Here is a 25,088-nt window from a genome sequence, read left to right as displayed (position 1 = left end):
TTCCCTTTCATAAACGATTTCTATCCGTCATGGCATCAATAAGCTTTTTTGATGCTTTGTTTTCTCAGTCGCTGGTGTTTCGGAGCTCCAATCGGCTTTATTGGTGCTCTGTTTTCCCAGTTACTGGTGTTCCGGTGCTCCAATCGGCTTTATTGGTGCACTGTTTTCCCAATTACTGGTGTTTTGATGCCCCAATCGGCTTTATTGGTGCTCTGTTTTCCCAGTTACTGGTGTTTCGGTGCTCCAATCGACTTTATTGGTGCTCTGTTTTCCCAGTTACTGGTGTTTTGGTGCTCCAATCGGCTTTATTGGTGCACTGTTTTCCCAGTTACTGGTGTTCCGGTGCTCCAATCGGCTTTATTGGTGCTCTGTTTTCCCAGTTACTGGTGTTTCGGTGCTCCAATCCACTTTATTGGTGCTCTGTTTTCCCAGTTACTGGTGTTTTGGTGCTCCAATCGGCTTTATTGGTGCTCTGTTTTCCCAGTTACTGGTGTTTCGGTGCTCCAATCGACTTTATTGGTGCACTGTTTTCCCAGTTACTGGTTTTCCGGTGCTCCAATCGGCTTTATTGGTGCTCTGTTTTCCCAGTTACTGGTGTTTTGGTGCTCCAATCGGCTCCCACTTTCTTCGTTTCATCAATGATTTCTGTCCGTCTCAACCATTGGTGTCTGTCAGACTAAAATAAAAAAACCGGACAAAATTGTCCGGTTTCGCCTGTAAAGCTTATTTTTTAGCCATATCTGACTGGTTAATCCACTCTTGAAGCTTATCCTTCAAAGTGTTGAAACCTTGAGCTGAGTCGTCCTGGTGCTGAACTACAGCTGCTGGACGCTTGCTGCGTGGCTTTTTAGCGCGTTGTGGTTGTTCTGGTGCTTCTTCAGTTGCACGGATTGATAAGCCGATTTTTCCAGCAGCTTCATCAATTGACAAAACTTTCACTTTCACTTCATCGCCAACTGTAAGGTGCTCGTTCACGTCCTTAACATAACCGTGTGTGATTTCTGAAATATGCACAAGACCTTGTGTATTTTCATCTAATGCTACGAAAGCGCCGTATGGCTGGATTCCTGTTACTTTACCTGTTAAAACGCTGCCTACTTGAATATTTTCTGACATGGAAACACTCCTAAATATTGTTTTATTTTATCCCATTAATACGCAATTAAAAATTATATCATATTCTGTAGCATTTATCAAAAGGAATAAGATAATTCTATATGAGTGTTTCCATTATTGTAATGGCAAAAACTGGACTTTCCAGAATCCGTCCTCCTGAACCATCTGGAAAACTGGTGCATCACTACGGTCATTGAAATGGAGCTGAACCCCGATGACTTTTTCCGGATCTTCGTTTGTGTAGTAAAGCGTAGCATACTTATATCCTTCTAAAATGATGCTAATGTCCATCTCTGCAGCCTTCATCTCCTCAATATACTGATCTTTTGGAGGCTGGCCGCCATTCTTGCTGTACAGGGCATATTTGGTTTCGTAATCCCCCGTTTGATCTGCATGGAAGTACATCTGCATTATTTCAAACGGCCCGTAATCTCTTAGGATATTGAAGTTCTTCTTGGCGGCGAATTCTTTATAGCTCGAAAGCAGTGAATCCGGTAGCGGAAGCACTTTCCTGCCAATGATATCTTCTCGTTTCAAATGGGTTGGAAACTCCAAATAACTCGGATCAAGCCTTTCCACATCATCCGGTTTTAAAAAGTTATTGCTTTCCATTTTTTTATACATGTTTTGCACCGTTGCAGCTGTCTGGGTATCAGGATAGGTTTCCATCAAATACAAGTATGCTTTCTTCACTTCATCTTTTAACTCGTTATTCTTGTTATAAATATGCTCACTCACAAGGAAGAGAGCAAATAGCGACTTTACGTCATTATTCATAGTTTCTTTGATGGTCTCATCCTTCACCGTTGCAATCGATGTTTCGAGCTTTACCAGCAAATCTGCCAGGCCCTCAAAAGAAATGACCTCTCCGTTACGATCCTGGACTCGGTTGCTTCTAAGTTCCAAATACTTAATAAAATCTTCATTCACCGATCCGCGAAGGCGGTCTGCAAGGCCGCTGAAATTCACATACGGAACAATGCTGCCTTCCTCTTCCCTAAAAGCATACCCATTTACAACAGCCTTTGTTGACATCTCTTTTAGAGCTGTGGAAGAAAGCCCTGCTCCGCCAGCATTCATCTTTTTGACAACCTCAACGGCATTTTCATTTTCAATGGCTTTATTTATGTCATCTTCGTAATAGGTCATCGATAGATAATAGGCCCCCAAAAAGGACTCCAGTTGGTTAAGGAGAGTGAACTCAGGGCCGTCTAAGGTAACCTCGTCATTTTTTCGCTGCATGAGCTTATCAATGATCTCCGATGGCATGGTGAAAGCTTGATTAATGTCACTAGTAAGCTTTTTCCTCGTATCCTCCAAATCAGTTTGTTCATAAGCTTCAAGGTTTGAAAGGAAGGCGGCCTCCTCATCATTAAGTTCCATTGGGATATTTCGATATAGATAATTTTCAAATCCGGATAAAAAGCCCAGCTTTTCTTTAGTCTGTAATTCCCGATCCTGATAATACTTTTCCAAATCATCAAATACCGCTTTTACATCTGATTTTTTCAACTCACCGGAACTTTTTTCACCCGGAGCTGCTTGGTGCTGTTCTGTTTTCTCTTCAGAAGGTGCACGGTCTCCTATATATTGCATCATCAGTACACCGGCAATCATCCCGGCACCGATAAAACTTGCGGCATATGGCAAATGAAACCACTTATTTTGTTGCTGCTTCTTTTGGTCTTTTTTGATCGCCGCAAGGATCGCTGAACGATTTTCATCATCCGGCATCTCATCGTAGGCTTTTTTCAAGTTCTCCATTCGTTTCTCCAATAACTGATCATCCATGGTTTGCACCCTCCTTCTTTTCGGCTAGAGTGAGCAGCTTCTTCAAGTGGTCTTTCCCTCTTGACATCCTTGTCTTTACATTTGCCAAGGATGCACCGGTAATCTCCGCGATTTCTTCATAGCTTTTATCGTGAAAATAAAAGAGGACAATCGGGATGCGATATTTCTCATCCATTTTTTGAATGCACTCATGCAGGGTCCTGTCTTCCTCATACCGAAGGATGCTTTCCTCTGCTGTCTTCCCGTCATAGGAGCGTTCCTTGCCGATTTTCAGTACTTTCTTGAGCTGCCTTTGTTTACTGCGCGCAAAATCCCTTGTCACATTCAAGGTGATTTTATAGAGCCAGGTCGTGAATTTCGCATGTGAGAATTGGTCGATGAAGCGGTAAACCCTGACGAACACTTCCTGGGTGATATCATCTATGTCGTCATATTTGTTCCCAAGCTGGAAGGCAAAGCGTTTGACGGTTGGAGTATGGATATCAATTAACTCCGCGAAAGCCTGCATATTGCCATTCCGGGCCCGGAATACTAATTCATCATCATTCATTTTGGATCCCCCAAACTGATAACTATCTTTATTTTGTTTTTACGGAGACGGCTGCGGCCGCTTGCGGTTCCGTCCCATCAAGTGAAACTCACTTTATCTATAAAACGGCGTGTTTTGTTTTTTGTTTCAAAAAAATAACAAATAGCTCAATAATTGTTTAAAGCCTGAAAATGCTATGCTTTTTCCTGAAAAAATAGTAACATGAAAAGGTATTTTTTTATTTTGTCAGATAATATAAATATTCAGATTTTTTTAAAAGGAGTTTTCTCTATGAACAAGCACGAACAATGGACTTCAAAGCTGGGATTCATTCTGGCTGCCGCGGGATCGGCCATTGGTCTTGGGGCGATTTGGAAATTCCCCTACATGGCAGGTACAAATGGCGGCGGGATCTTTCTGGTTTTCTTCTTGCTGATGACTATATTTATAGGCGCACCTATTTTGCTGGCTGAATTCATCATTGGCCGGAACACCCAAAAGGACGCCGTTATGTCTTATAAACACCTGGCTCCGAAAAGCGCATGGCCTTTGCTAGGGTATGGCGGAGTCATTGCCTCCTTTCTGATCCTTTCATTCTACAGTGCAGTGGGCGGTTGGATTCTTTCCTATTTAGGAAGGAGCCTCACTGGCTCACTTTCAGGATTGACACAGGCTCAATACGGAGCAACATTCGAAAGCATCATATCCAATCCTGTTGAAGCTGTTGCTGTTCAGCTCCTCTTCCTGGTCCTGACCATATGGGTCGTCCAGGGGGGCGTCCAGCAGGGCATTGAAAAAGCGAGCACATACATGATGCCCGCTCTGTTCATTCTTTTTATCATCCTGGTAATCAGGTCGCTGACATTGGATGGAGCAATGGCTGGGGTAGAATTTTTCCTGAAGCCTGATTGGTCAGCGGTAACGGGCCAAACCATTTTGATGGCACTGGGCCAGTCTTTTTTCGCATTAAGTGTCGGACTTTCTGTCATGGTGACATACGCTTCCTATTTGTCCAAGGGTGAGAGCCTGGCTAAATCCGCTTTTTCAGTAGTCGGGTTGAATATTCTTATATCGCTGCTCGCAGGACTTGTCATTTTCCCGGCTGTATTCGCATTCGGGTTTGAACCGGAAGCTGGTCCAGGTCTCGTCTTCGTTGTCCTGCCGGCCGTTTTTAATGAACTGGCATTTGGCGGGTTATTCCTGACGATTTTCTTGGTTTTGCTGCTTTTCGCGACCTTGACATCCGCATTTTCGATTCTCGAGATCATCGTTGCCGTACTATCCAAAGGAGACAACCATAAGCGTAAAAAGTTCTCCTGGATCGCTGGTTTGCTTGTTTTTGCTGCAGGAATTCCGAATGCCCTATCATTCGGTGTTTTATCTGATGTGAAATTTTTCGGGAAAACCTTTTTTGATCTCGCCGACTTCCTTACGAGCAATATCGCCTTGCCGCTGGGAGCCTTCTTTATTGCCATATTCGTCGGGTATGTGCTGCCTCGAAAAATGGTCAGACGCGAATTGGAGGAAGGCACTGGAAGTCATTCGTTGCTATTCAACATCTGGTACTTTTCCATCCGCTACATCGTACCAATAGGTATTGGCATTGTGTTTTTACAATCGATTGGTATAATCTAAAGTTAAGAAAACGTTCACATTATTGTCGATATTTTCAAAAATTTAATGATAAACTTATAGTAAGAGATATTTTATTTTTGGAGGTGATGAGCGATGACTGCAATTGGCCAGAATATCAAGATGTGCCGTGAACGAGTCGGAATTTCCCAGGAGGAGCTCGCTTTAAAAATCAGGGTAGGTACGCGAACGATCCAAAGATATGAAAGCGGCGAGCAGACACCTAAATTGCAGACGATTCTAAAGATCTCAACAGCCCTTGATGTCCCTGCCTCAGAGTTAATGGGAGAGGTTTATTACGCTGCACCGCCAGAACTCGACCAAAGACCAAGCAGCTTGTAACCTGCAATTTCATAAGACATCTTAGCAGGCAGAAATCTCTGCCTGCTCTATTTTTTTTAGAAGTTAGTAAAAAAACCCTAAAAATAAATGTATACTATTCTGCCAATCTGGCTATCCTAATCCCATAAGGCTTTCTAGTATTCCCCCCTTTTTTAATGGGCACCAGAATTGGTGTCCATATTTTTTTGGGTTTAATGACATTTTTTTGTGTGAAGTGGCATTTTGCGGGGAAAATAAATGGCATACCTTACCTAATTCGCTAATCATGTCAGGAGTGAAAGCCGATGGAATTCGCCAGGAATAAAACTGTAAGAGGAATCGACCTTTACTATGAGCACTACCAGAACCCAGACGCAAAGGAAACTCTGGTTCTGCTGCATGGTTTTCTTTCCTCTACTTTCAGCTTCAGGCATTTAATCCCCCTTTTAAAAGAGGATTATAACGTCATTTCGGTGGACCTCCCCCCTTTTGGAAAAAGCGGCAAGGTCTCCAGCTTCAAATATTCCTATGAGAATCTGGCCACAACAGTCGTTGAGCTGATGAAATCCCTTGGCGTCCGCGAATTCAATGTCGTAGGGCATTCAATGGGAGGCCAAATTGCCATGAATATTCTATTGCATTATCCTCAATATGCGAAAAAAGGAATCTTGCTTTGCAGTTCGGGATACTTGAAAAAGGCAAAGCTGCCGCTTGTCCTTTCAAGCTACATCCCGTACTTCCATCTGTATGTCAAGTTCCACCTGGCACGTTCGGGTGTAAAACAAAACTTGCAGAACGTCGTGTATGACCATTCGATGATCAATGATGAAATGCTGTATGGCTACCTCTCTCCTTTCCTGGAGGATGATATTTTCAAAGCGTTGACGATGATGATCCGCCACCGGGAGGGCGACTTATCTGCAGAAGATTTACGTAAAATCAATGCACCTTGCCTGCTGATTTGGGGTGAACACGATAAAGTCGTTCCCGTCCGGATCGGGAGGAAGCTGAATAAGGATTTGAAGAATTCAGAGCTCGTCATTTTAAAAGAGACCGGTCATCTCGTACCAGAGGAACGCCCGGAAGATGTCCACCAGCTGATTAACGGGTTCATGGCAGCAGAGGAAATAGCTGAAGCAACAGCAAACGGCAGCCGCTGATGGCTGCCGTTTCTGTTCGAAATTGATAAGTTTATAAGGAGCAAGCATCCTCATTCTTGATCGCCAGCAGAGTGTTTGCGACTGAAAGGCATTGCTCATATGGCAGGACCTGTTCGAATGAAAACTCGAAAACAGATTGGATCTTGCGTGCAATTTTATCGGCTTCGTCATAATCATGGACAGCCTGAAGGATATCGGCGATTTCCGGGTCGAACTGGCCTTCGCCGACCTTGAAGGGGTCCCATTTATTCAAAACATCTATTAGTTTATAGCTAAGTTCTTTCGATTCCAATTCAATCACCTGATTATTTTTTAAAAATATTTTATCATAAAGTAAGAGTCAGATAAATTTTTCAAGGAGAAGGCGGTGCGTACATAGTGGAAAGAATAAACTTTGACAAGGTAGTGGACAGGAACAATTCGCATTCAGTGAAGTGGGATGCGATTGATAAGGTTTTTGGCAAGGATGACGTCCTCCCAATGTGGGTCGCGGATATGGATTTCCATCCTCCAAAGGCAGTTACCGATGCGCTGAAGGAGCGGATTGAACACGGTGTATTTGGCTATACCTTTGTACCAATGTCTGTGACAGAAGCCATAAAGGACTGGATGAAGAAGCGCCATGATTGTGAATTCAAAAAATCATCCATCGTTTTCAGCGAAGGCGTCGTTCCATCAATCAGCACGGCTATCCGCGCCTTTACGGAAAAAGGGGATAAGGTACTTGTTCATTCTCCAGTGTATCCACCATTTTTCAACATGGTCAAAAATAATGACCGCACCCTGGTGACTTCCAATTTATTGATTGAAAACGAACGATTCGAAATAGATTTTGCAGACTTTGAAGCCAAGCTTCAGGATGGCGTGAAAATGTTCATTCTCTGTAACCCGCATAATCCTGGGGGCAGAGTCTGGACGCAGGATGAGCTGGAAAAGATTGGTGACCTGTGCGTAAAGCATGATGTTCTGATTGTTTCCGATGAAATCCATTCAGACCTCGTGTTCAAGCCAAATGTCCATATTCCAATCGCTTCAATCAAGGAAGAGTACAGGGAGATTACGACCACTTTCGTCGCGCCAAGCAAAACCTTCAACCTAGCCGGGCTCCAGGCTTCCGCCGCTCTGATTCCGAACAAGGAGCTGAAGGTAAAATTCAAGAAAGTCCAGGAGCAGCAAGGATTCTTTACATTGAATGCCTTTGCGATTGCCGGGATGGAAGCTGCATACCGAGAAGGCGAAGAATGGCTGGAGCAGCTGCTTGACTACTTGGATGAGAACATGAGGATCGCGACCGATTTCATGGCCGAACACCTGCCATCATTAAAACCGATGAAAGCAGATGCCACCTACCTCCTCTGGATCGACTGCCGTGAACTTGGCTTGAGCGATGAGGAAATCAAGGAGCAGCTGCTGGAAAAAGGAAAACTCGGTCTGGAGCCAGGAATGAAGTATGGTGAAGGCGGCGAAGGTTTCGTCAGGATGAATCTTGCCTGCCCGCGTGAAACCTTGAATGAAGGACTAGAAAGGCTTAAAAAGGCATTCAGCTAAAAGCTTATGGAAAGCAAAAATGGAGCCGTCCGATTAGGGCAGGCTCCATTTTCTATGCGCTTACTTCCAGAGCCTCGTAATATGGCTCTAAGGAATGGCTTATGATCTTGTCCATGAAAGGGTGCAATTCTTGTGGAATCAGCAGGCGTGCGTAGTCCCAAGCATTCCTCTCGATCTGGAGCGCAATCCCCTTCTGCAGCCCATCGTTGCCTGCTTCCTCCATCTTCTGGATCAGCTCCGCAAGTTCGCAGTCCTCGGCGTGCCCAATCTCATGAGCAAACACAATGGCCAAATAATCTTCAAATTGTTCCGTAGACGAAAAGACCTGCAGGCATTGCGCCTTGATCTCTTCAATATATAAAGTAATCGTATGACTTCCAAAATTATATTTCCCGCCCGCAAAGCGGTCTCCCGGGAAAAAATCCTCAAGCTCTACTTTCACACTGCTGCCAGATTGGACAAGAATCTCCTCGACAATCTTCTCTATCTGTAAGTTCTTCAATTTATACCCCTACTCTTGAATTTAGAATATAAATTGTATTATAACGTTTTACTAAAATAATGAAAACATGACTTTTACCCTGGATTCAGCTTGGATAAACCAAAAATCGGCTATAAAAAAGAACAGCCAATTAAATCAGCTGTTCTCCTTTGTATCATTCATTTGCTTCATGATTGCCTGCTCGTGTTCCTTTGCTTTCTGTGCTTCCCTTTTGGAAACCTTGATGATGTATCTCATTGTCAGGACCGCTCCGATCAGGAAAACGAGTGACGTGATCGCGGCGGGGATATATTCTGTCTTGTCTTCCGGAAAATATAAAAATAATGAGATGACAAACCACTTACTCATTCTCATCTTCCTTTCATCAGCTCTCCAAACATTATATCAAGGTTTGCATGTACGTCCAACCGCAAACAACTTCCTATTTCAGGACATTGATTTTTTCGATGACGATGTCTTCCTCTGGCTTGTCCCCAGCACCTGTAGGCGCAGCAGCAATCTTATCAACAACATCCATTCCCTCGACTACCTGGCCGAATACTGTGTGCCTACCATCAAGGTGAGGAGTGCCGCCATTTTCATACATCTTCAGGACTTCTTCTGGGTAACCAGCCTGCTTCATCTTCTCTGGTAAACTAGCATCCAGTTGCATGTTCTGGACGATGAAAAATTGGCTGCCATTCGTGTTCGGGCCGGAGTTGGCCATTGATAAAGCTCCGCGAATGTTAAAGAGCTGTTTTGAGAATTCATCTTCGAACGGGCCGCCGTAAATGCTTTCGCCACCCATACCAGTTCCATCAGGATCTCCCCCCTGAATCATGAACCCGTCAATAACACGGTGGAAGGTGACTCCTTCATAGTAGCCCTCTTCGCTATGCTTAATAAAATTCTCTACCGCTTTTGGAGCCTGCTCAGGGAAAAGCTTGATTTTAACAGTTCCCATGGACGTGACCATTTCCACAAGCCTTTCATTTTCCTGGACCTCTGCTGTGGCTTGAGGGTAATCAAGATCTTCCTCAACTGCTTGTCCAGCATTCGTCTTGTCTTCGTTCTGCCTGTCTTCATTCTGCTTGTCTGCTTCCTGCTTTTCGTCAGCAGTCCCGCAGCCAGCGAGTACAACCATCATTGCAAAAAGTACGGCCAATATTTTTTTAGTCATTGTATGTATCCCTCCTATAGACACTTTAAACGATTACAAAATGTTTTGCATCTTTGTTTTTGTTATAATAAAAGAAATGATCAGTATTGCGAAAGGAGCTTCAACATGGCTGAATTGAACATTGGCGATCAAGTGACCGCCATTTATAAAACCGGCAAATACATAGGCGAAATCACGGAACGCCGCCCACAGCACTATCTTGTCCGCGTATTGGCTGTCGCAAAGCACCCGATGCAGGGCGACCTCCATAATCCAAAGGACGCAGGTGTTGGCTTTTTCCATGAAAGAAAAGCACTTTCCTTCCGCGAACAGGCCAATATCCCGGAGAAAATGGTCAAGCCATTCGAGGGCAAAATCCCTGATTATCTTGAATCCTTAAAAGAAGCGACGAACAAGCTGCGTGCCGAACTCGAAGGTGATGATTCTGCCTGGGCACAGCAAAGCCTGAGAAACCTTGAGTCTTTGGAAAAAGATTATTTTAAATAAGGTTAATTCAACCCAAAAAAGCCCAGACGCAAAAAGCCAGATTGTTTTTTCCAATCTGGCTTTTCTATGCGAATTTATTGAGCAGTTTGGAAAAGTCGACCATATCCCCGATTGTTGCTGGCTCCGGCCTCTGAAGATATTGTTTGTCTTTTTCGACGAGCTTGTAAATGTGGTAAGTCGTCAACGCATCATCAAGAGCGCGGTGATGTTTGCCTGTACCTTCCCTTCCATACTCCTGGACGGCCTTCCATAGACCTGTTTGATTCTGGTCGCCGAAGAAACGTTTGTATTCCATCGAAAGATCGATTTGCTTTCCCGGCAGCGGAAAACCGACTGACGCCTGCTGGCAATTTTGCTGCAATACCTTCATATCCATATTGCCCCAAGTGACAATCTGGCAATTCTTGTTCCCGCCCATTGACCTAAGCTTATCAACCAAAGCCTTGAAAGTGATGCCTGAATTGACCTGCTCCTGAGTGATGTTCAGGAAGGAGCGGCAGCGTTCTGTCAAAATCGGAAAACGCAGCGGCCGAACATAAGATGAAAATTGCTCAACCATTTTGCCATTTTCGACGAGGACAGCACCAGCTTCAATGATTTCCGGGTAAAAGCCCCTTCTTCTGCTGTTCCGATCAGGCATCGTAAACTCAAAATCAATAAATAATGTTGTCCTTTCTTTTTCGCTCATGCTTCCCCAACTTTCTGAAAAGCCAGTAGTTGTATGTAACCAGTATATGCTTTTCGGTCGATTATTTTATCTATTATAGCATGTTTTTTAATAAATTTTTAAATTTTCTGCAATTTAAAGCCAGCATTTTTTCAACTTGAAAAAGAATGTAAATCTCAACGCATTCGCTCCGATATTATGATGAGTGACAAAAAAAACGAATTGAATGCAGAAAGGAATTACCGTGAGGATTATAACAGGCTATCTTTTGATACTACTATTGATTCCTGCGTTTATTGCAGTTGTGATTTTAACCTATACTGAAGCAGGAAATTCCGTAAGCCTCAGTAAAACTCTTAATGAAAAAATCGATTTAACGGAGACGAAGCTTTCCCAGACGAGTTTGATTCTTGCCAATAATGGTGAAGTCTTTACAGAAATTCATCGCCCAATGAACAGGAGTTATGCTGCCGGGCATGAAATCCCTGATTTTATAAAAGAGGTGTTCATTGTCTCTGAGGACCGGAATTTTGAAAAGCATCCCGGTTTTGACTTGCCGGCTATTGGCCGTGCGCTGGCGATCAACATTCACTCAGACGACATCGAACAAGGCGCGAGCACCATTACCCAGCAGCTAGCGCGGAACCAATACCTGAACCATCACCAATCCTATAACCGCAAGCTGAGTGAAGTTTTATATGCATACCAGCTTGAGAAAACCTTTTCCAAGCAGGAAATCCTTGAACAGTACATGAATGCAATCTATTTTCACAATAATGCGTATGGAATAAAGGCTGCGGCGCAGTTTTATTTTAAAAAAGCCCCATTGGAACTGTCACAGGCGGAACAGGCTTTCCTTGCTGCGATTCCTAATAATCCGACCTTCTATGATCCGATTGAACATTTCGACCGGACGAAAAAACGCCAGGAACGGCTTCTTGACCAGCTTGCACAACACGGTAAAATCAAACCTGAAACAGCTGAAAAGCTAAAGATAGAAGCTATCACACTGAAAGTTGATTCCAGGAAAAATTCATACCCAGATTATTCTTCCTATGCTCTACACGAGCTGAGGGAGCTGATTTCCGAACAGGAGAATTTTGCTGACACCGAGGAACTAACTGCAAGGGTGGAGGAATTGCTCCGTTCAGGGGTCACGATCCATACAAACCTGGATATTGTATTGCAAAAACGGGCAGTCCAAGCTTTTGAGGCTCATCTCAAGGATGCATCGGTTCAGGGTGCCGCGGCGGTGATCAACCATGAAACGGGCCAGATTGTCGCCATCTCAGGAGGAAAGGGTTATCATAGCGGTGACTTCCATCGCGCTTATCAGGCCTTTCGCCAGCCAGGTTCTTCAATCAAACCATTGCTTGTTTATGCCCCTTATTTAGAAAGATTCGACGCAAACAAGAATTCTTCAATAAACGCCGGTCCCCTTTGCATCAAGGGTTATTGTCCAAAGAACTACGGAGGATCGAACTACGGGATGGTCACGCTGGAAAAGGCATTCATCCACTCCTACAATACACCGGCAGTACGGATTTTCCAGCAAGTTGGCGCAGATGAAGCCTTCAATGACCTGGCACCTTTCAAATTTGAAAAAGTGACAGCACAGGACCATGTGTTGGCCTCGGCAGTTGGCGGATTCACGACCGGGGTCAGTCCCCTTGAAATGACCTCAGCTTATACAGTGTTCAGCAATAAAGGCCTATACCTTAAGCCAAGGGCAATCTCGAAGGTAACAGGAGCGGACGGAGAGGTCCTATATAGCTGGAATGACGAGCCTGAACAGGTGTGGAATCCGAGCACCGCTGAAAAAGTCCGCAGCCTGATGCAAAAGACGGTAGCCTCAGGGACCGCAAGAAAAGCAGCTGGTGCTGGATCTGGCGCTGGCGGCAAGACAGGCACAACTAATGATTTTAAGGATTTCTGGTTCATCGGCTTCAACGGGTCTTTTACAGCAGGAGTTTGGGTCGGCAAAGACAAGCCGCAAAGCATGGAATATATCAACCATCAATCACCGCATCTATTGATATGGCGAGAGATCATGAAACAAAAGTAAACCGGGCAGGAAATTACCCGCCCGGCTCTCTTAAATCATCACTCATCATGTTTATAATGGACACTTTTTTTCTTACTCTCATTCATTTCTGTCCGTCATCACGTTCATGACGGACACTTTTTTCTTTCGCTTACCTATTTCTGTCCGTCATCTCGTCCATGACGGACACTTTTTCCTTTCGCTCGCCTATTTCTGTCCGTCATCTCGTCCATGACGGACACTTTTTTCTTTCGCCCAACTATTTCTGTCCGTAAGCTTCCTTTGGACAGACTAGCCCGAAATAAAGAACCAAAATCGGAGTTTTAAAGCGGCAGGCTTGCGATCAGGCTGTTATATACTTTTACTGCGAGATACACTACGCCCAGCACGAGCGTACTCCAGAGGATGACCTGGAAGAATACCGTTCCGATAACACCGGCAAGTGTTAGATTAGGGCTGATTTTATAGACAAAATAAATGAAATAGACCATCGTTGCCAATAATAATATTGCACCGATTCCGATGAAACTGAAGAAACTGGCCAGTGCTGCAATCCCGCCAACAAAGTAAATAACCGCTCCTTTGCGGATCAACTTCAGGCTTTCCCCTTCATGGTCACCAGAAAATAATAGGAGGCTGACCTCATTGATTGTATCGGCAATCAGCTTCAGAGCTGCGAACACCATGAAATACACCACCATGAGTAAAGCCAGCAGTGATAGCTTGATACCTGTATCTGAAAAGAATTCCAGCATCCCGTCATAAATCCCGGCATTTTTCAGAATGGAGACTAACTCGATCTCCGTCCTTAGTGACAGGGCCAGACTGAACATAATGATTGATAGCAATGGGAAGTAACTTGTTAAGTAAGGGTTTCTCATAAAAAAATCCACTCAATTCCTTCATTTCCTGTTTATCATTATGAAAGAAAAGAGGAAGACCGGCAACCATAATCTATAACTCAAAAATCTGCAAGAACCCCTCAACCAGAAAAATTCCTAAAAGAAAAAAGCCCCTTTGCAGGAACTTCAATTTTTTGAAACCTTTTTGCTTCTCGTCCGTATAAAAAGGTTGGTGTTACTTTGGAACAATACGGACGTATTCTCTTGAACCGAATGGTACATAAGTGGCTGTTTCAACCTCGTCCAAATCTGATTGCTGGATTTTCAGCACTCCAGGACCTTTATTTGACAATTCTTCGTCATCCATTTGATCAAGAAACATAAACCCCGTGAACAAACTCAGGAATATCCCAACGCATACAATCAGCTTTCGGGCCATGGCTTATCCCCCCTATTCACTGTTAGTATGCAAAAAGAAACAAGGTTTTATTCAATGGTGAGATAAAACCCTGTTGCTTCAAGGTCGATGACATGCATCCCCACCTTTTTTACGATATAATTTTCACATCAGTGGGTTGGAGGCATGAACTTGGTTAAATTGGCAAAAAATATAATGTTAAGCCATTGAATATGGAATTAAATAAGGAGGTATTATCATTTGTCTTTACTTCACCTTGCAGTTTTATCACCGCTTTTACTCGCGATCTTAATTCCATTTTTACATAAGTATTTCAAGAGTATTCATACGGGCTGGTTCCTGCTGCCGCTTCCGGCCGTGCTGTTTGCTTATTTCCTGCAATTCATCAGCACAACTAGCCATGGAGGCACGGTTATGGAGACCGTACCCTGGATTTCCTCGCTTGGAATTGATTTCACGTTAAAAGTGGACGGCCTTGGGCTATTGTTCGCCCTGCTGATCACCGGAATCGGTGCATTAGTTGTGCTGTATTCGATTTACTATTTAAACCCGGACAAAGAAAAGCTGAATACTTTCTATGTCTACCTGCTATTGTTCATGGGCGCGATGCTCGGAGTCGTTTTGTCAGACAATCTGATTGTTCTCTACACATTCTGGGAATTGACAAGCTTCTCTTCTTTCTTGCTGATTGGATACTGGAACCATCGTGAGCGCTCCCGTTACGGCGCGCAAAAGTCAATGCTGATCACTGTTTTCGGGGGATTATCGATGCTTGGGGGCATCTTGATGCTCTATATCATTACCGGAACCTTCAGCATTTCTGAAACAATTCAAATGTCCAATGAAGTTGTGAACCACCCATTATTTACTGCGACACTGATTCTGTTCTTGCTGGGAGCTTTTACAAAATCAGCTCAATTCCCATTCCATATCTGGCTTCCTGATGCAATGGAAGCACCAACGCCTGTCAGTGCGTACTTGCACTCTGCAACAATGGTCAAAGCGGGAATTTATCTTGTCGCCCGCATGACTCCTGTGTTCGCCCATTCAGGCACTTGGGTTTGGCTCGTTGCCGGAGTTGGGGTCATCACCTTATTCTGGGGCTCGTTCTCTGCGGTAAAACAAACGGATTTAAAAGCGATTCTTGCTTTTTCAACCGTCAGCCAGCTCGGCATGATCATGTCCCTTCTAGGTGCCGGTGCTGCTGCGCTTCATTATGGCACGATTGAAGATGGCTATTATATCGTTGCGGTCACTGCCGCCGTCTTCCACTTGATCAACCATGCTACATTCAAGGGCAGCCTGTTCATGGTGACAGGAATCATTGATCATGAAACTGGGACAAGGGATATCCGCAAGCTTGGCGGTTTGATGAATTTCATGCCAATCACCTTCACGCTTGCGATCATCGGGACTTTTTCCATGGCCGGCATTCCTCCGTTCAACGGATTCCTGAGTAAGGAAATGTTCTTCACCGGCATGCTGCGCATTGCCGAAATGGATATTTTCAATATGGACACATGGGGCATTCTGTTCCCAATCATTGCCTGGACGGCTAGTGTTTTCACTTTCCTGTACAGCATGATGTATGTTTTCAAGACCTTCATGGGGAAGTACAAGCCTGAGAAATTGGAAACGAAGCCACATGAAGCGCCGATCGGCATGCTGATTTCGCCGGTGATCCTTGCATCACTTGTAATCATATTCGGTATTTTCCCGAATGTACTGTCACATAGCATCATTTCTCCAGCAATGGGGTCCATCCTTCCATCACTGCTTGAAAATGGTGAAGGATTTGATGTCCATATTTCACATTGGCACGGGCCGACTGCTGAATTGTTCATGACAATTGGTGTGATCACGATTGGAATATTACTCTACAAATTCATGCCAAAATGGGCAGGAATTTATAGCAAGCTTCCATCACGCATGTCATTCAATCGTTTTTATGACCGAGGCCTGGAACTCATGGAGCTGACGTCAAAAAATATCACAAGGTCTTATATGACCGGATTCATCCGGACGTATCTTGTTTATATCTTTACATTCTTTATTCTTGCACTCGCTTCGACATTGATTTTTAAGAACGCCTTTAAATTGGACATGATCGATGTGGCGCCGATTCGTTTCTTTGAAGTGGTGCTCGTGCTGATCATGGCGATTTCAGCGATTACCATCCTGTTTGCCAAATCAAGGCTGACTTCCATCATCCTGCTTGGCGCAGTTGGCTATACGGTCGCACTATTCTTCGTCCTGTTCAGGGCGCCTGACCTGGCATTGACTCAGCTGGTCATTGAGACAGTTTCTGTTTCTCTTTTCCTTCTGGCGTTTTATCACCTGCCGCAGATCAGGAGAAATGAGGAAAGAATCCGTTTTAGGGCCACTAATGCACTGATTTCGATTGGCGTAGGGGCGATTGTGACAATGATTGCCTTATCTGCACACAGCAATAAGATCTTTGGCTCCATTTCTGAGTATTATGTTGAAAATACGTATAAGAAGGCCGGCGGTGAAAATATGGTCAACGTCATTCTCGTTGATTTCCGCGGCTTTGATACCATGTTTGAAATCGCCGTACTTGGCATCGCTGCCCTCGGGATTTTCGCGATGATCAAACTCCGGCTGACAAGGGGGAGTGAATTGGATGAAAACAAATGATGTCATCCTCCAGACTGTTACAAAGTTCACCTTGTTCGTCATCATCCTGTTTTCAATCCACCTGTTTTTCGCGGGACACTATTACCCCGGCGGTGGATTTATCGGCGGATTGATGACGTCAGGAGCAATCGTACTGCTTCTGCTTGCATTCGATATCAAGACCGTCAAAATGATTTTGCCGGTGGATTACTTAAAAGTGGTCGCTGTCGGCTTGCTTTTTGCAATCGGAACAGGGGCGGGGGCGTTATTTTTCGATAAGCCGTTCCTGACACATGCTTACACTTACGCATATCTGCCGCTCCTTGGTAAAACATCATTGCATACAGCGGTATTGTTTGATACAGGGGTTTTCCTTGTCGTCATTGGTGTAACAATGACCATTATTCAAACGATTGGAGAGAGCGAATAATGGAAATCTTAATGGCTTTTCTAATTGGCATTTTATTTATGACAGCCACTTACCTCATGCTTTCAAAAAGCTTGCTCAGGATCATTATCGGGACAGGGCTGTTAAGTCACGGCGCCCATCTTCTCTTGCTGACAATGGGAGGATTAAAAAGGGGGGCGGCTCCGCTGCTCGGAGAACATGCACCATCCTATGCCGATCCGCTGCCACAGGCACTGATCCTGACAGCGATCGTCATCAGCTTTGGTGTGACAGCCTTCTTCCTGGTCGTTGCCTACCGCGCCTACCAGGAGCTGGGAACCGATAATATGGATCGCTTGAGAGGAAAGGAAGGACATGAATAATCTAATCATTTTACCCATCTTGATTCCTCTGATTACAGGGGTAGTACTTATATTTTTCGCAAAAAACATCATGGCCCAGCGCTGGATTTCAGCGATAAGCGGAATGATCACGATTATTGCCGCCTTCATGCTGGCGAACCATGTATACGTGAATGGGATCCAGACAATGGATCTAAGCAACTGGGAAGCTCCATATGGAATCACGCTCGTATCAGATATGCTTTCCGCATTGCTTGTCTTGACGACAAGCATCATCGCTTTTGGAGCAGTAATCTACTCCTTCAAATCCATCGGAGAGGCACGCGAAAAGTTTTTCTATTATCCAGTCGTCAACTTTTTGATTGTTGGTGTTAATGGAGCCTTCACGACAGGCGATATTTTCAACTTGTTTGTATTTTTCGAAGTGATGCTCATGTCTTCATATGTATTGCTAGTCCTGGGCGGAACGAAAATCCAGCTGCGCGAATCGATTAAATACATACTCGTGAACGTCATTTCATCTGCATTATTCGTCATAGCGGTCGCCTATTTGTATTCAGTCGTCGGGACGCTGAATATGGCGCATATTTCCGTTAGGCTCAGCGAGGTTGGTAGCGTAGGGATCATAACGGTTATTGCCGTCCTGTTCCTGATTGTTTTCGGGTTAAAAGGGGCCATCTTCCCGCTTTACTTCTGGCTGCCTGGATCGTATTATGCGCCGCCTGCACCTGTAATGGCGCTGTTCGGAGCACTTTTAACCAAGGTAGGCGTGTATTCAATCACAAGAACATACACCTTATTCTTTTACCATGATGCCGGCTATACGCATCAATTGCTGCAGATCCTCGCCATCATGACAATCATTGCCGGTGTCATCGGGGCTCTCGCGTTCACTGATATCAAAAAAATCATTATCTATAACATTATCGTGGCAGTCGGTGTCATCCTGTACGGTGTATCGGTGCTGACACCTGAATCTCTCACTGGCTCGGTCTTTTACCTGATTCATGACATGAACATCAAAGCGGCCTTGTTCCTGTTGGTAGGAATCATCGTGGTGATTACAGGAACCAGTGACTTGAATAAGATCAGCGGGATGATCAATAGATATCCTGCACTAGGCTGGACGTTCTTCATAGCCACACTCGCACTTGCCGGAATTCCGCCGCTCAGCGGTTTTGCAGGCAAACTGATGATTGTCCGCTCTGGATTTGAAACGGAAAGTTATATTGGCGCATTCGTTGTCCTAATGTCCAGTTTACTTGTCCTGTTTTCAGTCATGAGGATTTTCATCAGAGGCTTCTGGGGAACGCCAAGAGCTTATAAGAACGAGGATGAAGCACCTGTAAAATGGCTGCTCGTTACACCAGCTATTTTAACTGTGTTCGCTGTGCTATATGGCTTCGGAACTGAGGCTATTTATCCGGTTATTTCAACAGCCGCAGAAACGCTTGCCAATCCGGAAATCTACATCAATGCTGTTTTAAAGGAGTGATGAGCTATGGCTTTTCAAATCTTGCTGAATTTCATTCTGGCCTTTGTCTGGATGTTCCTTAAGACATCCTACTCCCCGGCTTCCTTTTTCGTCGGGTATTTCTTCGGCCTGCTCATCATTTATATTTTCCGGCGCTTCTTCACTTCACGTTTCTATTTATTAAGAGTCAGCGCCGTATTGAACTTGATTTATATCTTCACTTTAGAACTGATTCTTTCGAATATAGCGGTTTTAAAGGCTGTCCTTAGGCCAAAGCTTAATATCAAACCAGGCATCTTCGCTTTCCCGACAGAATTGAAGGAAGACTGGGAAATTACGATGCTCGCAAACCTGATCACTTTGACTCCTGGCACACTCGTCGTCGACGTTTCACCTGATAACAGGATATTATACGTTCACGCGATGGATATCAGTGATGCAGATGAAGCGATCCAAAGTATCAAAAATACCTTTGAAAAAGCGATTATGGAGGTGAGCCGATAATGTTTGAAGCGGTTTTGTGGATTTCCGTTACCTTCATATCTCTTGCGATGATTGGTCTTATTTATCGAGTGATCAAAGGTCCTACCGTGGCGGACCGTGTAGTTGCTCTCGACGCGATCGGCATCAGCCTGGTTTCTGTGGTTGCTTTAGTATCAATCGTTCTTGAAACAAGTGCTTTTCTGGATATCATCCTGCTGATTGGTATCCTGGCATTTATCGGAACAGTTGCCTTTTCAAAATTCCTTGAGAAGGGAGTAATCATGGAATATGACAGAAATGGAGATCGTTAAGTTTTTTGCAGGCTTGTTCATCCTGTTAGGAGCCTTTCTTAGTCTTGTGACTGCTTTTGGACTGATCAGGCTTCCAGACGTTTATACAAGAAACCACGCAGCATCGAAAAGTGCCACTATGGGGGTCATGCTCGTATTGCTGGGCACCTTTCTTTACTTCTGGCTGATTGAACATCATTTCAATTCCCGTTTATTGCTTGGGGTAGCGTTCATTTTTCTCACTTCCCCTGTTGCTGGGCATTTGATTGCGAGGGCTGCCTATAACAGTGGGGTAAAGCTGTCAGACCGGACTGTCCAGGACGACCTTGCAAAAGCACGGAAAAAGATGAAAGCTGAAGAAAAATTATAAAAATCATGATGTTTGGCCATCAGGTATTTCCACCTGATGGCTTTTTTTGTCCATGTAAAATTCAATTTTTATCCATACCAAGCAAGGCTTTAGTCACGTATAGTTAAGGTAAGGATCAGGATTCCTGTTTTGCAGAACGGAGGTTATGTGTTATGAACGATGCAAGAATCTCAATTGTCGGCGGCGGAATCAGCGGGTTAAGCACAGCGATTGCTCTTCAAAGATTAGGAATACAGGCCGAGGTGTATGAAAAAGAGAAAAAGATACTTGAACCGGATACTGGCATCATCCTAACCGGCAATGCCATTAGAGCCTTTTACATTATGGGAATTGGTCCAAAATTGCGTGCGAGCGGATTGGATGCTGACGGCTGTTTGCTAAAATCCGATTCTGGTAGAACTATTGCTGAATTCGACTACCACGCACCATCTCATATTCCAAATTACTTATTCATCCACCGCTCTGAACTTCATAGAATTCTGACAGACGCACTCCTTCCTGGTTCCTTCCACTTGGATAAGCATATGATCGATTTTACACACGATGAGACCTTGACGTTATTCTTCGAAGACGGCAGCTTTGTAGAATCAAACTACCTTATTAGCTGCGACGGTGCAGCCTCACAGGTAAGAAAAAAGTTGTTTCCTGGCAGCAGCCTGAAGTATTCAGGTTTTTCCTGCTGGAGAGGCATTTTAGAAGATCCGCCAATGAAGGTGCAAGCCTATACGGAAACATGGGGGCCAAGGGGAAGATTCGGGATTGCTCCGTTAACAGATAATCAAGTGTTTTGGTATGCATTGAAAAAGTCCCATACTGAAAACAGCGACATGAGAGACTGGTCGCCTATCGATTTACTGTTCAACTTTTTCTACTATCATGAACCCATTCAAGAAATTCTGGAAAATACCTCTCCCGACCATATCATTTACGATAACTTATATGAATTGAAACCTTTAACACCGCTTCAGACAGGAAATATCCTATTACTTGGCGATTCAGCACACGCATCCATGCCCAATATAGGCCAGGGAGCATCACAAGCAGCAGAAGATGCTGTTTATCTCGCAAAATGGATCAGCACCGAAGAAACCATTGATGAGGCTTTCCTCAGATACGAAACACATAGGCAGGAGCGCATGAAGATTGTAAAAGAAGAAATGAAACTATACGGCTTGGCAGCGCGGATAGACTTCCCTGGCCTTTGCTCACTCCGTAACAAACTACTGCAGATGACACCAGCTTCCTACCACAACGAGAAACTGAGGAAGGTAATTGAAATCGAGGAAGATATGGATGCCATGTGATGGGGATTGATCTTGACAGCTTTTCGGAATTTCCTATTTAAGGTGTCTGACTTCGGAGGACTTCAGACAGCTTTACCGGGTTTCCTGTAAAAGCTGTCTTAACTTGGGGCTTCTTTTGACAACTTTGTTGACCTTCCTGTAAAAGCTGTCTTAACTTGGGGCTTCTTTTGACAGCTTTGACCCTTCTCCCGTCGAACCTGTCACAATAATGGTTGTTTCTTGACAGCTTTGATCCTTCTCTCACCAAACCTGTCACAATTACGAGCGTTTCTTGACAGCTTTGCCTCTTCTCCCGTCGAACCTGTCACAATAATGGTCTTTTCTTGACAACTTTGACCCTTCTCACACCAAACCTGTCACAATAACGGTTGTTTCTTGACAGCTTTGACCCTTCTCCCGTCGAACCTGTCACAATAATGGTTGTTTCTTGACAACTTTGACCCTTCTCACACCAAACCTGTCACAATAACAGCTTTTTCTTGACAGCTTTGCCTCTTCTCCTTCCGAACATGTCACAATAATGGCTTTTTCTTGACAGCTTTGCCCCTTATCCCGCCGAACCTGTCTCAATCACAAGTGGTACTGGGCAATCCAGTGTCAACTGCTTCCCGCCGTAAATACAAAAACCAGCCTAAGTTGGCTGGTCTATTTTCTGCGTTTGATAACGGCGATTGTGCATCTTGAAATGCAAACAAGGTTTTCTTCTTCATCGGTGATTTTTATATCCCAAACCATGGTTGTCTTTCCCTGATGGAGGACGGTTCCGACAGCTGTAACTACTCCATCTCTTTTTGCCTTGATATGGTTGGCGTTGATTTCGAGACCGACGACTACTTCGTTTTCCTTATCGACTAGTTCGAATGCTCCGACGCTGGCGACGGTCTCTGCAAGTGCTACAGATGCTCCTCCATGCAACAGGCCGAATGGCTGCCTTGTCCGGTCATCGACAGGCATTGTAGCGACAACCTTTCCTTTTTGCAGTTGAGTTATTTCTATTCCCAGTGAGCCAAGCAGTGTATTATTAAGTTCCAATTTCATTACCTCCTTATATTTGGCAAACAATTTATGTTCAAGACCAGGGGAGACTATTATTGTCCTTCGCAATAGGACACATCATTAAAATGAGGTGATCCATATGAACCGAGTTCGTGAAGGCATGATCCCTGCGGTTTTAGGAACGGCTGTGACAGCAGCAGGCTACGCGATGAAACAGAATCGTAAAATCGATAAAATGGTTTCCAACACCATTTTCGGTTTCGGATTGGCCCATATTGTTCTGGGTGCGATCGACCTAGTTGAACACCGGGACGAGTTTTAGCTCATCGAGTTTCGGCTGCAAGTTAGGTGATTATCTTGTTACATGCACCCATGTGTAAGGCACAGTCTGCGTAACATATTATAACAGGCAAATCATACTCACAAACTGTTCCTGAAGGAAGGCAGCTATTTTGACTGCCTTTCCTGCAGGATCACTTCTTCAGGCACAATCGCCTTTTTTATTTTCCTACGGCGAAGGACGATAACCAGGGTGATCATCGCGAGAGCAATTATTGCCAACCAGGCTTCTTTGTTGTACTTCATGATAATGTCCATTTTATCTCCAAATAGATAGCCTAGCACAAATATGATAGAAACCCACACAAATGCGCCGCTATAGGCAAAAATGGCAAAGGTTTTAAACGGAAGCCGGCTGAAGCCGTATAGCAATGGCAGCAAATAGCGGACTCCTGGAGCAAAGCAGCTTAACGATAATGAAAAGGCATGGTACTTCTCCATTAATTTCATCGCCGATTCGATAGAAGCCGCGAATCGTTTCTTTTTTTCCAAGATGCGAAGCACCCTTCTTCCGATTATTCTTCCCAGCAAATAGCTTGAGGTAAAGGCTGCAGAAATCCCCATGTATGTAACCAAAAATGCAAGGGTCGGGCTCAATGCTCCTTTAGCCGAAGCGAGGCCTACAGTCATCAAGATAACCTCATTGGGAACAGGAATAATGAAAACCCCGAACCATAGCCAAAAAAACAAACCCAAATAGCCATTATCTTCAATAACATTGATTACCAGGTCCAGATCCATGGGTCTCCTCCCTCCATCCCACCTTGGTCCGATTCTATTTCACACTATAAGTTAATATGTATAACAATTCTCCTTTCCTCCTCCATTCACCTCTTTTTTCCCTTTTGAAGTGCTTAGGCTTTTCCCGTCTTCATACTTAGCGGCTTATGTTCATACATTGAAAAAGGTGAAAACTTACCCGTTAGGAAGGGGAAGCTGCATATGCATTGTTTATTTTTTCATAAAAACAGGAGAGTCGAGAATGGTCTAGCTCGTCCATTTCCGGATGTGAATGCGACATTGTTCAGAGCTTCAGCTGAAAAAGCCATCGCCTTAATGAAAGACGCTAACCTTGTGATGACGAAAATAACTACATCCAATTCTTTCTCCAATGACTTAATGGCTGCTGCACAGCAATCTCAACAAAAAGAAGTCGAAAGATTGATTCAGTCAACCGGGATCAAGAAAAAACCTAAAATCACTTATAATCCTGACGGACTCACGATGAACTATGTGGATTATGTAGGTGACAAGGAATGCTGCCATATCATCACCCAGCTGCGATGGGAATGAGCACCTAAAAAAGCCGCTGTTCCATACAGCGGCCATAACTTTACCTTTAATAATACGGATATCCATATCCGTATCCATATCCGTATGGCGGAAAACCGCCGTATCCGTAACCATATGGACGTGGATATAGTAATGCGCTGCCTAACAGGCCACCCAATACTCCTCCAACGAACGGACCTCCGATACCATAACCAAAACCAAATGGACGTCTGCCACCGTAGAATGGTCTTCTTCTATGCATAAAGCTACCTCCCTCATATATTTGCCTACATTACTTCATATGCGAACATTGAGGGTATTGAATGGGCGTTTGTCCATTGAACTAGAAAAAATGCTAGTCCCAGGTCATCCGCTGTTCCTTCCATGGATTCCCATACATATGGTAGCCATTTTCTTCCCAGAAGCCGGGCCGATTTTCAGATGAAAACTCAATGCCTCTGACCCATTTTGCACTTTTCCAGAAATACAAATGCGGAATGACGGCTCTCAATGGATAACCATGTTCCGGAGTGAGCTCCTCCCCGTTATGGGAATGGGCAAGCAGACTTGTTTCGTTGAGAAAATCCTCAATCGGGAGATTCGTCGTCCAATTTTCCTCAGCATGGAGAATGACATATTTAGCGCCTGCAGTCGGTCTGGCCAGCTTTGCTAACTCCTGAGTGGATACTCCTTCCCAGACGTTATCTAGCTTGGACCAGCCAGTCACGCAGTGGATGTCATTGCCGGAGGTCGTTTGCGGCAAAGCCATCATTTCTTTATATGATAAAATCACTTCTTTTTCTACAAGACCGAAAATCTTCAAGTTCCACTCTTCCATATTCTTATAATGCGGCACATTGCCATAATGCAGGACAGGAAAAGAGGTCGTGACATTTTGGTTCGGCGGGACTCTGTCGGATGGGCCCTTTTTACGTATTTTTCCGAAATACATGATTGA

30 protein-coding genes are annotated in these 25,088 nt (G+C 44.3%); 16 read left to right on the top strand and 14 right to left on the bottom strand.

Annotation, left to right across the window (positions count from 1 at the left end; all coding sequences use genetic code 11):
* Positions 1-723 precede the first annotated feature (723 nt).
* From yugI to AB5I83_RS10650, 3 genes are all read right to left on the bottom strand, one after another.
* The gene (gene yugI, locus AB5I83_RS10660) at positions 724-1,116 is read right to left on the bottom strand and encodes a S1 domain-containing post-transcriptional regulator GSP13 (protein WP_167834649.1); all 393 of its coding nucleotides are present in this window, start codon (positions 1,114-1,116) and stop codon (positions 724-726) included.
* 114 nt (positions 1,117-1,230) lie between these two features.
* A complete protein-coding gene (locus tag AB5I83_RS10655; protein WP_448975163.1) occupies positions 1,231-2,907 on the bottom strand; it encodes a hypothetical protein in 1,677 nt (558 codons plus the stop codon).
* Positions 2,900-3,457, bottom strand: a complete 558-nt coding sequence (locus AB5I83_RS10650; protein WP_448975161.1) for an RNA polymerase sigma factor — start codon at positions 3,455-3,457, stop codon at positions 2,900-2,902. The genes AB5I83_RS10655 and AB5I83_RS10650 overlap by 8 nt, the downstream gene beginning before the upstream one ends.
* A gap of 270 nt (positions 3,458-3,727) precedes the next feature.
* Between AB5I83_RS10650 and AB5I83_RS10645 the strand changes: the two genes are divergently transcribed.
* The 3 genes from AB5I83_RS10645 to AB5I83_RS10635 all read left to right on the top strand — a co-directional run bounded on the left by AB5I83_RS10645 (position 3,728) and on the right by AB5I83_RS10635 (position 6,549).
* Positions 3,728-5,071 carry a sodium-dependent transporter gene (locus AB5I83_RS10645; protein ID WP_226085738.1) on the top strand — a complete coding sequence of 448 codons (1,344 nt, stop codon included), beginning with the start codon at positions 3,728-3,730 and terminating at the stop codon, positions 5,069-5,071.
* 93 nt (positions 5,072-5,164) lie between these two features.
* On the top strand, positions 5,165-5,410 hold the full coding sequence (locus tag AB5I83_RS10640) for a helix-turn-helix domain-containing protein (RefSeq protein WP_192472612.1): 246 nt from the start codon (positions 5,165-5,167) through the stop codon (positions 5,408-5,410).
* 284 nt (positions 5,411-5,694) lie between these two features.
* Positions 5,695-6,549 carry an alpha/beta fold hydrolase gene (locus AB5I83_RS10635; protein WP_226643581.1) on the top strand — a complete coding sequence of 285 codons (855 nt, stop codon included), beginning with the start codon at positions 5,695-5,697 and terminating at the stop codon, positions 6,547-6,549.
* A gap of 31 nt (positions 6,550-6,580) precedes the next feature.
* On the opposite strand, the gene AB5I83_RS10630 is transcribed toward AB5I83_RS10635, so the two are convergent.
* Positions 6,581-6,841, bottom strand: a complete 261-nt coding sequence (locus AB5I83_RS10630; protein WP_448975158.1) for a DUF1871 family protein — start codon at positions 6,839-6,841, stop codon at positions 6,581-6,583.
* 86 nt (positions 6,842-6,927) lie between these two features.
* Here AB5I83_RS10630 and AB5I83_RS10625 point away from each other — a divergent pair, with 86 nt between their 5' ends.
* A complete protein-coding gene (locus AB5I83_RS10625) occupies positions 6,928-8,097 on the top strand; it encodes a MalY/PatB family protein (protein ID WP_448975157.1) in 1,170 nt (389 codons plus the stop codon).
* A 52-nt stretch (positions 8,098-8,149) separates the two neighbouring features.
* On the opposite strand, the gene AB5I83_RS10620 is transcribed toward AB5I83_RS10625, so the two are convergent.
* From AB5I83_RS10620 to AB5I83_RS10610, 3 genes are all read right to left on the bottom strand, one after another.
* Positions 8,150-8,599: a hypothetical protein gene (locus AB5I83_RS10620; RefSeq protein ID WP_448975155.1), complete on the bottom strand. Its 450-nt coding sequence runs from the start codon at positions 8,597-8,599 to the stop codon at positions 8,150-8,152.
* A 135-nt stretch (positions 8,600-8,734) separates the two neighbouring features.
* Complete coding sequence (locus AB5I83_RS10615; protein ID WP_448975153.1) at positions 8,735-8,947, bottom strand: hypothetical protein; 213 nt, start codon at positions 8,945-8,947, stop codon at positions 8,735-8,737.
* A 73-nt stretch (positions 8,948-9,020) separates the two neighbouring features.
* The gene (locus AB5I83_RS10610) at positions 9,021-9,758 is read right to left on the bottom strand and encodes a peptidylprolyl isomerase (protein ID WP_448975151.1); all 738 of its coding nucleotides are present in this window, start codon (positions 9,756-9,758) and stop codon (positions 9,021-9,023) included.
* Positions 9,759-9,863: 105 nt separating this feature from the next.
* Here AB5I83_RS10610 and AB5I83_RS10605 point away from each other — a divergent pair, with 105 nt between their 5' ends.
* Positions 9,864-10,244 (top strand): kinase-associated lipoprotein B, encoded by a 381-nt coding sequence (locus AB5I83_RS10605; RefSeq protein ID WP_448975149.1) that lies wholly within the window; start codon positions 9,864-9,866, stop codon positions 10,242-10,244.
* A 64-nt stretch (positions 10,245-10,308) separates the two neighbouring features.
* Here AB5I83_RS10605 and kapD read toward each other — a convergent pair whose 3' ends face one another.
* Positions 10,309-10,932 (bottom strand): 3'-5' exonuclease KapD, encoded by a 624-nt coding sequence (gene kapD / locus AB5I83_RS10600; protein ID WP_167834661.1) that lies wholly within the window; start codon positions 10,930-10,932, stop codon positions 10,309-10,311.
* Between the two features lie 223 nt (positions 10,933-11,155).
* Here kapD and AB5I83_RS10595 point away from each other — a divergent pair, with 223 nt between their 5' ends.
* On the top strand, positions 11,156-12,976 hold the full coding sequence (locus AB5I83_RS10595; RefSeq protein WP_448975147.1) for a transglycosylase domain-containing protein: 1,821 nt from the start codon (positions 11,156-11,158) through the stop codon (positions 12,974-12,976).
* Between the two features lie 302 nt (positions 12,977-13,278).
* On the opposite strand, the gene AB5I83_RS10590 is transcribed toward AB5I83_RS10595, so the two are convergent.
* The gene (locus AB5I83_RS10590; protein ID WP_448975145.1) at positions 13,279-13,836 is read right to left on the bottom strand and encodes a DUF5366 family protein; all 558 of its coding nucleotides are present in this window, start codon (positions 13,834-13,836) and stop codon (positions 13,279-13,281) included.
* A gap of 196 nt (positions 13,837-14,032) precedes the next feature.
* On the bottom strand, positions 14,033-14,236 hold the full coding sequence (locus AB5I83_RS10585; RefSeq protein WP_167834675.1) for a hypothetical protein: 204 nt from the start codon (positions 14,234-14,236) through the stop codon (positions 14,033-14,035).
* A gap of 219 nt (positions 14,237-14,455) precedes the next feature.
* Here AB5I83_RS10585 and AB5I83_RS10580 point away from each other — a divergent pair, with 219 nt between their 5' ends.
* The 8 genes from AB5I83_RS10580 to AB5I83_RS10545 all read left to right on the top strand — a co-directional run bounded on the left by AB5I83_RS10580 (position 14,456) and on the right by AB5I83_RS10545 (position 21,523).
* Positions 14,456-16,873, top strand: coding sequence for a Na+/H+ antiporter subunit A (locus AB5I83_RS10580; RefSeq protein ID WP_448975143.1), 2,418 nt, complete (start codon positions 14,456-14,458; stop codon positions 16,871-16,873).
* Positions 16,860-17,282, top strand: a complete 423-nt coding sequence (locus AB5I83_RS10575; RefSeq protein ID WP_448975141.1) for a Na(+)/H(+) antiporter subunit B — start codon at positions 16,860-16,862, stop codon at positions 17,280-17,282. Before AB5I83_RS10580 ends, AB5I83_RS10575 begins: the two co-directional genes overlap by 14 nt.
* Positions 17,282-17,623: a Na(+)/H(+) antiporter subunit C gene (locus AB5I83_RS10570; protein ID WP_102264175.1), complete on the top strand. Its 342-nt coding sequence runs from the start codon at positions 17,282-17,284 to the stop codon at positions 17,621-17,623. Before AB5I83_RS10575 ends, AB5I83_RS10570 begins: the two co-directional genes overlap by 1 nt.
* Entirely contained in the window at positions 17,616-19,097 is a 1,482-nt protein-coding gene (locus AB5I83_RS10565; RefSeq protein WP_448975139.1) for a Na+/H+ antiporter subunit D, read from the top strand. Before AB5I83_RS10570 ends, AB5I83_RS10565 begins: the two co-directional genes overlap by 8 nt.
* 6 nt (positions 19,098-19,103) lie before the next feature.
* Positions 19,104-19,580, top strand: a complete 477-nt coding sequence (locus AB5I83_RS10560; RefSeq protein ID WP_448975137.1) for a Na+/H+ antiporter subunit E — start codon at positions 19,104-19,106, stop codon at positions 19,578-19,580.
* Positions 19,580-19,870, top strand: coding sequence for a Na(+)/H(+) antiporter subunit F1 (locus AB5I83_RS10555; RefSeq protein ID WP_226643549.1), 291 nt, complete (start codon positions 19,580-19,582; stop codon positions 19,868-19,870). The genes AB5I83_RS10560 and AB5I83_RS10555 overlap by 1 nt, the downstream gene beginning before the upstream one ends.
* Positions 19,848-20,219 carry a monovalent cation/H(+) antiporter subunit G gene (gene mnhG / locus AB5I83_RS10550; RefSeq protein WP_448975135.1) on the top strand — a complete coding sequence of 124 codons (372 nt, stop codon included), beginning with the start codon at positions 19,848-19,850 and terminating at the stop codon, positions 20,217-20,219. The genes AB5I83_RS10555 and mnhG overlap by 23 nt, the downstream gene beginning before the upstream one ends.
* Positions 20,220-20,371: 152 nt before the next feature.
* Positions 20,372-21,523 carry an FAD-dependent monooxygenase gene (locus AB5I83_RS10545; RefSeq protein WP_448975133.1) on the top strand — a complete coding sequence of 384 codons (1,152 nt, stop codon included), beginning with the start codon at positions 20,372-20,374 and terminating at the stop codon, positions 21,521-21,523.
* Positions 21,524-22,168: 645 nt separating this feature from the next.
* Here AB5I83_RS10545 and AB5I83_RS10540 read toward each other — a convergent pair.
* Entirely contained in the window at positions 22,169-22,555 is a 387-nt protein-coding gene (locus AB5I83_RS10540) for a PaaI family thioesterase (protein ID WP_319005639.1), read from the bottom strand.
* Positions 22,556-22,658: 103 nt separating this feature from the next.
* Between AB5I83_RS10540 and AB5I83_RS10535 the strand changes: the two genes are divergently transcribed.
* A complete protein-coding gene (locus tag AB5I83_RS10535; protein WP_448975131.1) occupies positions 22,659-22,841 on the top strand; it encodes an asparagine synthase in 183 nt (60 codons plus the stop codon).
* Positions 22,842-22,966: 125 nt separating this feature from the next.
* Here AB5I83_RS10535 and AB5I83_RS10530 read toward each other — a convergent pair whose 3' ends face one another.
* On the bottom strand, positions 22,967-23,599 hold the full coding sequence (locus AB5I83_RS10530) for a DedA family protein (RefSeq protein WP_448975129.1): 633 nt from the start codon (positions 23,597-23,599) through the stop codon (positions 22,967-22,969).
* Between the two features lie 201 nt (positions 23,600-23,800).
* Between AB5I83_RS10530 and AB5I83_RS10525 the strand changes: the two genes are divergently transcribed.
* A complete protein-coding gene (locus AB5I83_RS10525) occupies positions 23,801-24,151 on the top strand; it encodes a hypothetical protein (RefSeq protein ID WP_448975127.1) in 351 nt (116 codons plus the stop codon).
* A gap of 46 nt (positions 24,152-24,197) precedes the next feature.
* Here the strand turns inward: AB5I83_RS10525 and AB5I83_RS10520 are convergent, their stop codons facing one another.
* Entirely contained in the window at positions 24,198-24,392 is a 195-nt protein-coding gene (locus AB5I83_RS10520; protein WP_167833630.1) for a hypothetical protein, read from the bottom strand.
* Positions 24,393-24,485: 93 nt separating this feature from the next.
* The gene (locus AB5I83_RS10515) at positions 24,486-25,082 is read right to left on the bottom strand and encodes a sulfite oxidase-like oxidoreductase (protein ID WP_448975125.1); all 597 of its coding nucleotides are present in this window, start codon (positions 25,080-25,082) and stop codon (positions 24,486-24,488) included.
* Positions 25,083-25,088: the final 6 nt, after the last annotated feature.

The sequence above is a fragment of the Mesobacillus sp. LC4 genome, assembly GCF_053543455.1.
The sequence above is the reverse complement of the archived record's forward strand: the minus strand, read 5'-3'. Positions and strand labels throughout refer to the sequence as shown.

Bases quoted from the DNA above. Each gene is read 5' to 3' on its own strand.
- AB5I83_RS10565 (WP_448975139.1), top strand. From the start codon at position 17,616: ATGAATAATCTAATCATTTTACCCATCTTGATTCCTCTGATTACAGGG.
- AB5I83_RS10655 (WP_448975163.1), bottom strand. From the start codon at position 2,907: ATGGATGATCAGTTATTGGAGAAACGAATGGAGAACTTGAAAAAAGCC.
- AB5I83_RS10590 (WP_448975145.1), bottom strand. From the start codon at position 13,836: ATGAGAAACCCTTACTTAACAAGTTACTTCCCATTGCTATCAATCATT.
- AB5I83_RS10605 (WP_448975149.1), top strand. From the start codon at position 9,864: ATGGCTGAATTGAACATTGGCGATCAAGTGACCGCCATTTATAAAACC.
- AB5I83_RS10575 (WP_448975141.1), top strand. From the start codon at position 16,860: ATGAAAACAAATGATGTCATCCTCCAGACTGTTACAAAGTTCACCTTG.
- AB5I83_RS10635 (WP_226643581.1), top strand. From the start codon at position 5,695: ATGGAATTCGCCAGGAATAAAACTGTAAGAGGAATCGACCTTTACTAT.
- AB5I83_RS10560 (WP_448975137.1), top strand. From the start codon at position 19,104: ATGGCTTTTCAAATCTTGCTGAATTTCATTCTGGCCTTTGTCTGGATG.
- AB5I83_RS10570 (WP_102264175.1), top strand. From the start codon at position 17,282: ATGGAAATCTTAATGGCTTTTCTAATTGGCATTTTATTTATGACAGCC.
- AB5I83_RS10535 (WP_448975131.1), top strand. From the start codon at position 22,659: ATGAACCGAGTTCGTGAAGGCATGATCCCTGCGGTTTTAGGAACGGCT.
- AB5I83_RS10585 (WP_167834675.1), bottom strand. From the start codon at position 14,236: ATGGCCCGAAAGCTGATTGTATGCGTTGGGATATTCCTGAGTTTGTTC.
- AB5I83_RS10610 (WP_448975151.1), bottom strand. From the start codon at position 9,758: ATGACTAAAAAAATATTGGCCGTACTTTTTGCAATGATGGTTGTACTC.
- AB5I83_RS10530 (WP_448975129.1), bottom strand. From the start codon at position 23,599: ATGGATCTGGACCTGGTAATCAATGTTATTGAAGATAATGGCTATTTG.
- AB5I83_RS10515 (WP_448975125.1), bottom strand. From the start codon at position 25,082: ATGTATTTCGGAAAAATACGTAAAAAGGGCCCATCCGACAGAGTCCCG.
- mnhG (WP_448975135.1), top strand. From the start codon at position 19,848: ATGACAGAAATGGAGATCGTTAAGTTTTTTGCAGGCTTGTTCATCCTG.
- AB5I83_RS10640 (WP_192472612.1), top strand. From the start codon at position 5,165: ATGACTGCAATTGGCCAGAATATCAAGATGTGCCGTGAACGAGTCGGA.
- kapD (WP_167834661.1), bottom strand. From the start codon at position 10,932: ATGAGCGAAAAAGAAAGGACAACATTATTTATTGATTTTGAGTTTACG.
- yugI (WP_167834649.1), bottom strand. From the start codon at position 1,116: ATGTCAGAAAATATTCAAGTAGGCAGCGTTTTAACAGGTAAAGTAACA.
- AB5I83_RS10545 (WP_448975133.1), top strand. From the start codon at position 20,372: ATGAACGATGCAAGAATCTCAATTGTCGGCGGCGGAATCAGCGGGTTA.
- AB5I83_RS10525 (WP_448975127.1), top strand. From the start codon at position 23,801: ATGCATTGTTTATTTTTTCATAAAAACAGGAGAGTCGAGAATGGTCTA.
- AB5I83_RS10520 (WP_167833630.1), bottom strand. From the start codon at position 24,392: ATGCATAGAAGAAGACCATTCTACGGTGGCAGACGTCCATTTGGTTTT.
- AB5I83_RS10555 (WP_226643549.1), top strand. From the start codon at position 19,580: ATGTTTGAAGCGGTTTTGTGGATTTCCGTTACCTTCATATCTCTTGCG.
- AB5I83_RS10650 (WP_448975161.1), bottom strand. From the start codon at position 3,457: ATGAATGATGATGAATTAGTATTCCGGGCCCGGAATGGCAATATGCAG.
- AB5I83_RS10615 (WP_448975153.1), bottom strand. From the start codon at position 8,947: ATGAGTAAGTGGTTTGTCATCTCATTATTTTTATATTTTCCGGAAGAC.
- AB5I83_RS10645 (WP_226085738.1), top strand. From the start codon at position 3,728: ATGAACAAGCACGAACAATGGACTTCAAAGCTGGGATTCATTCTGGCT.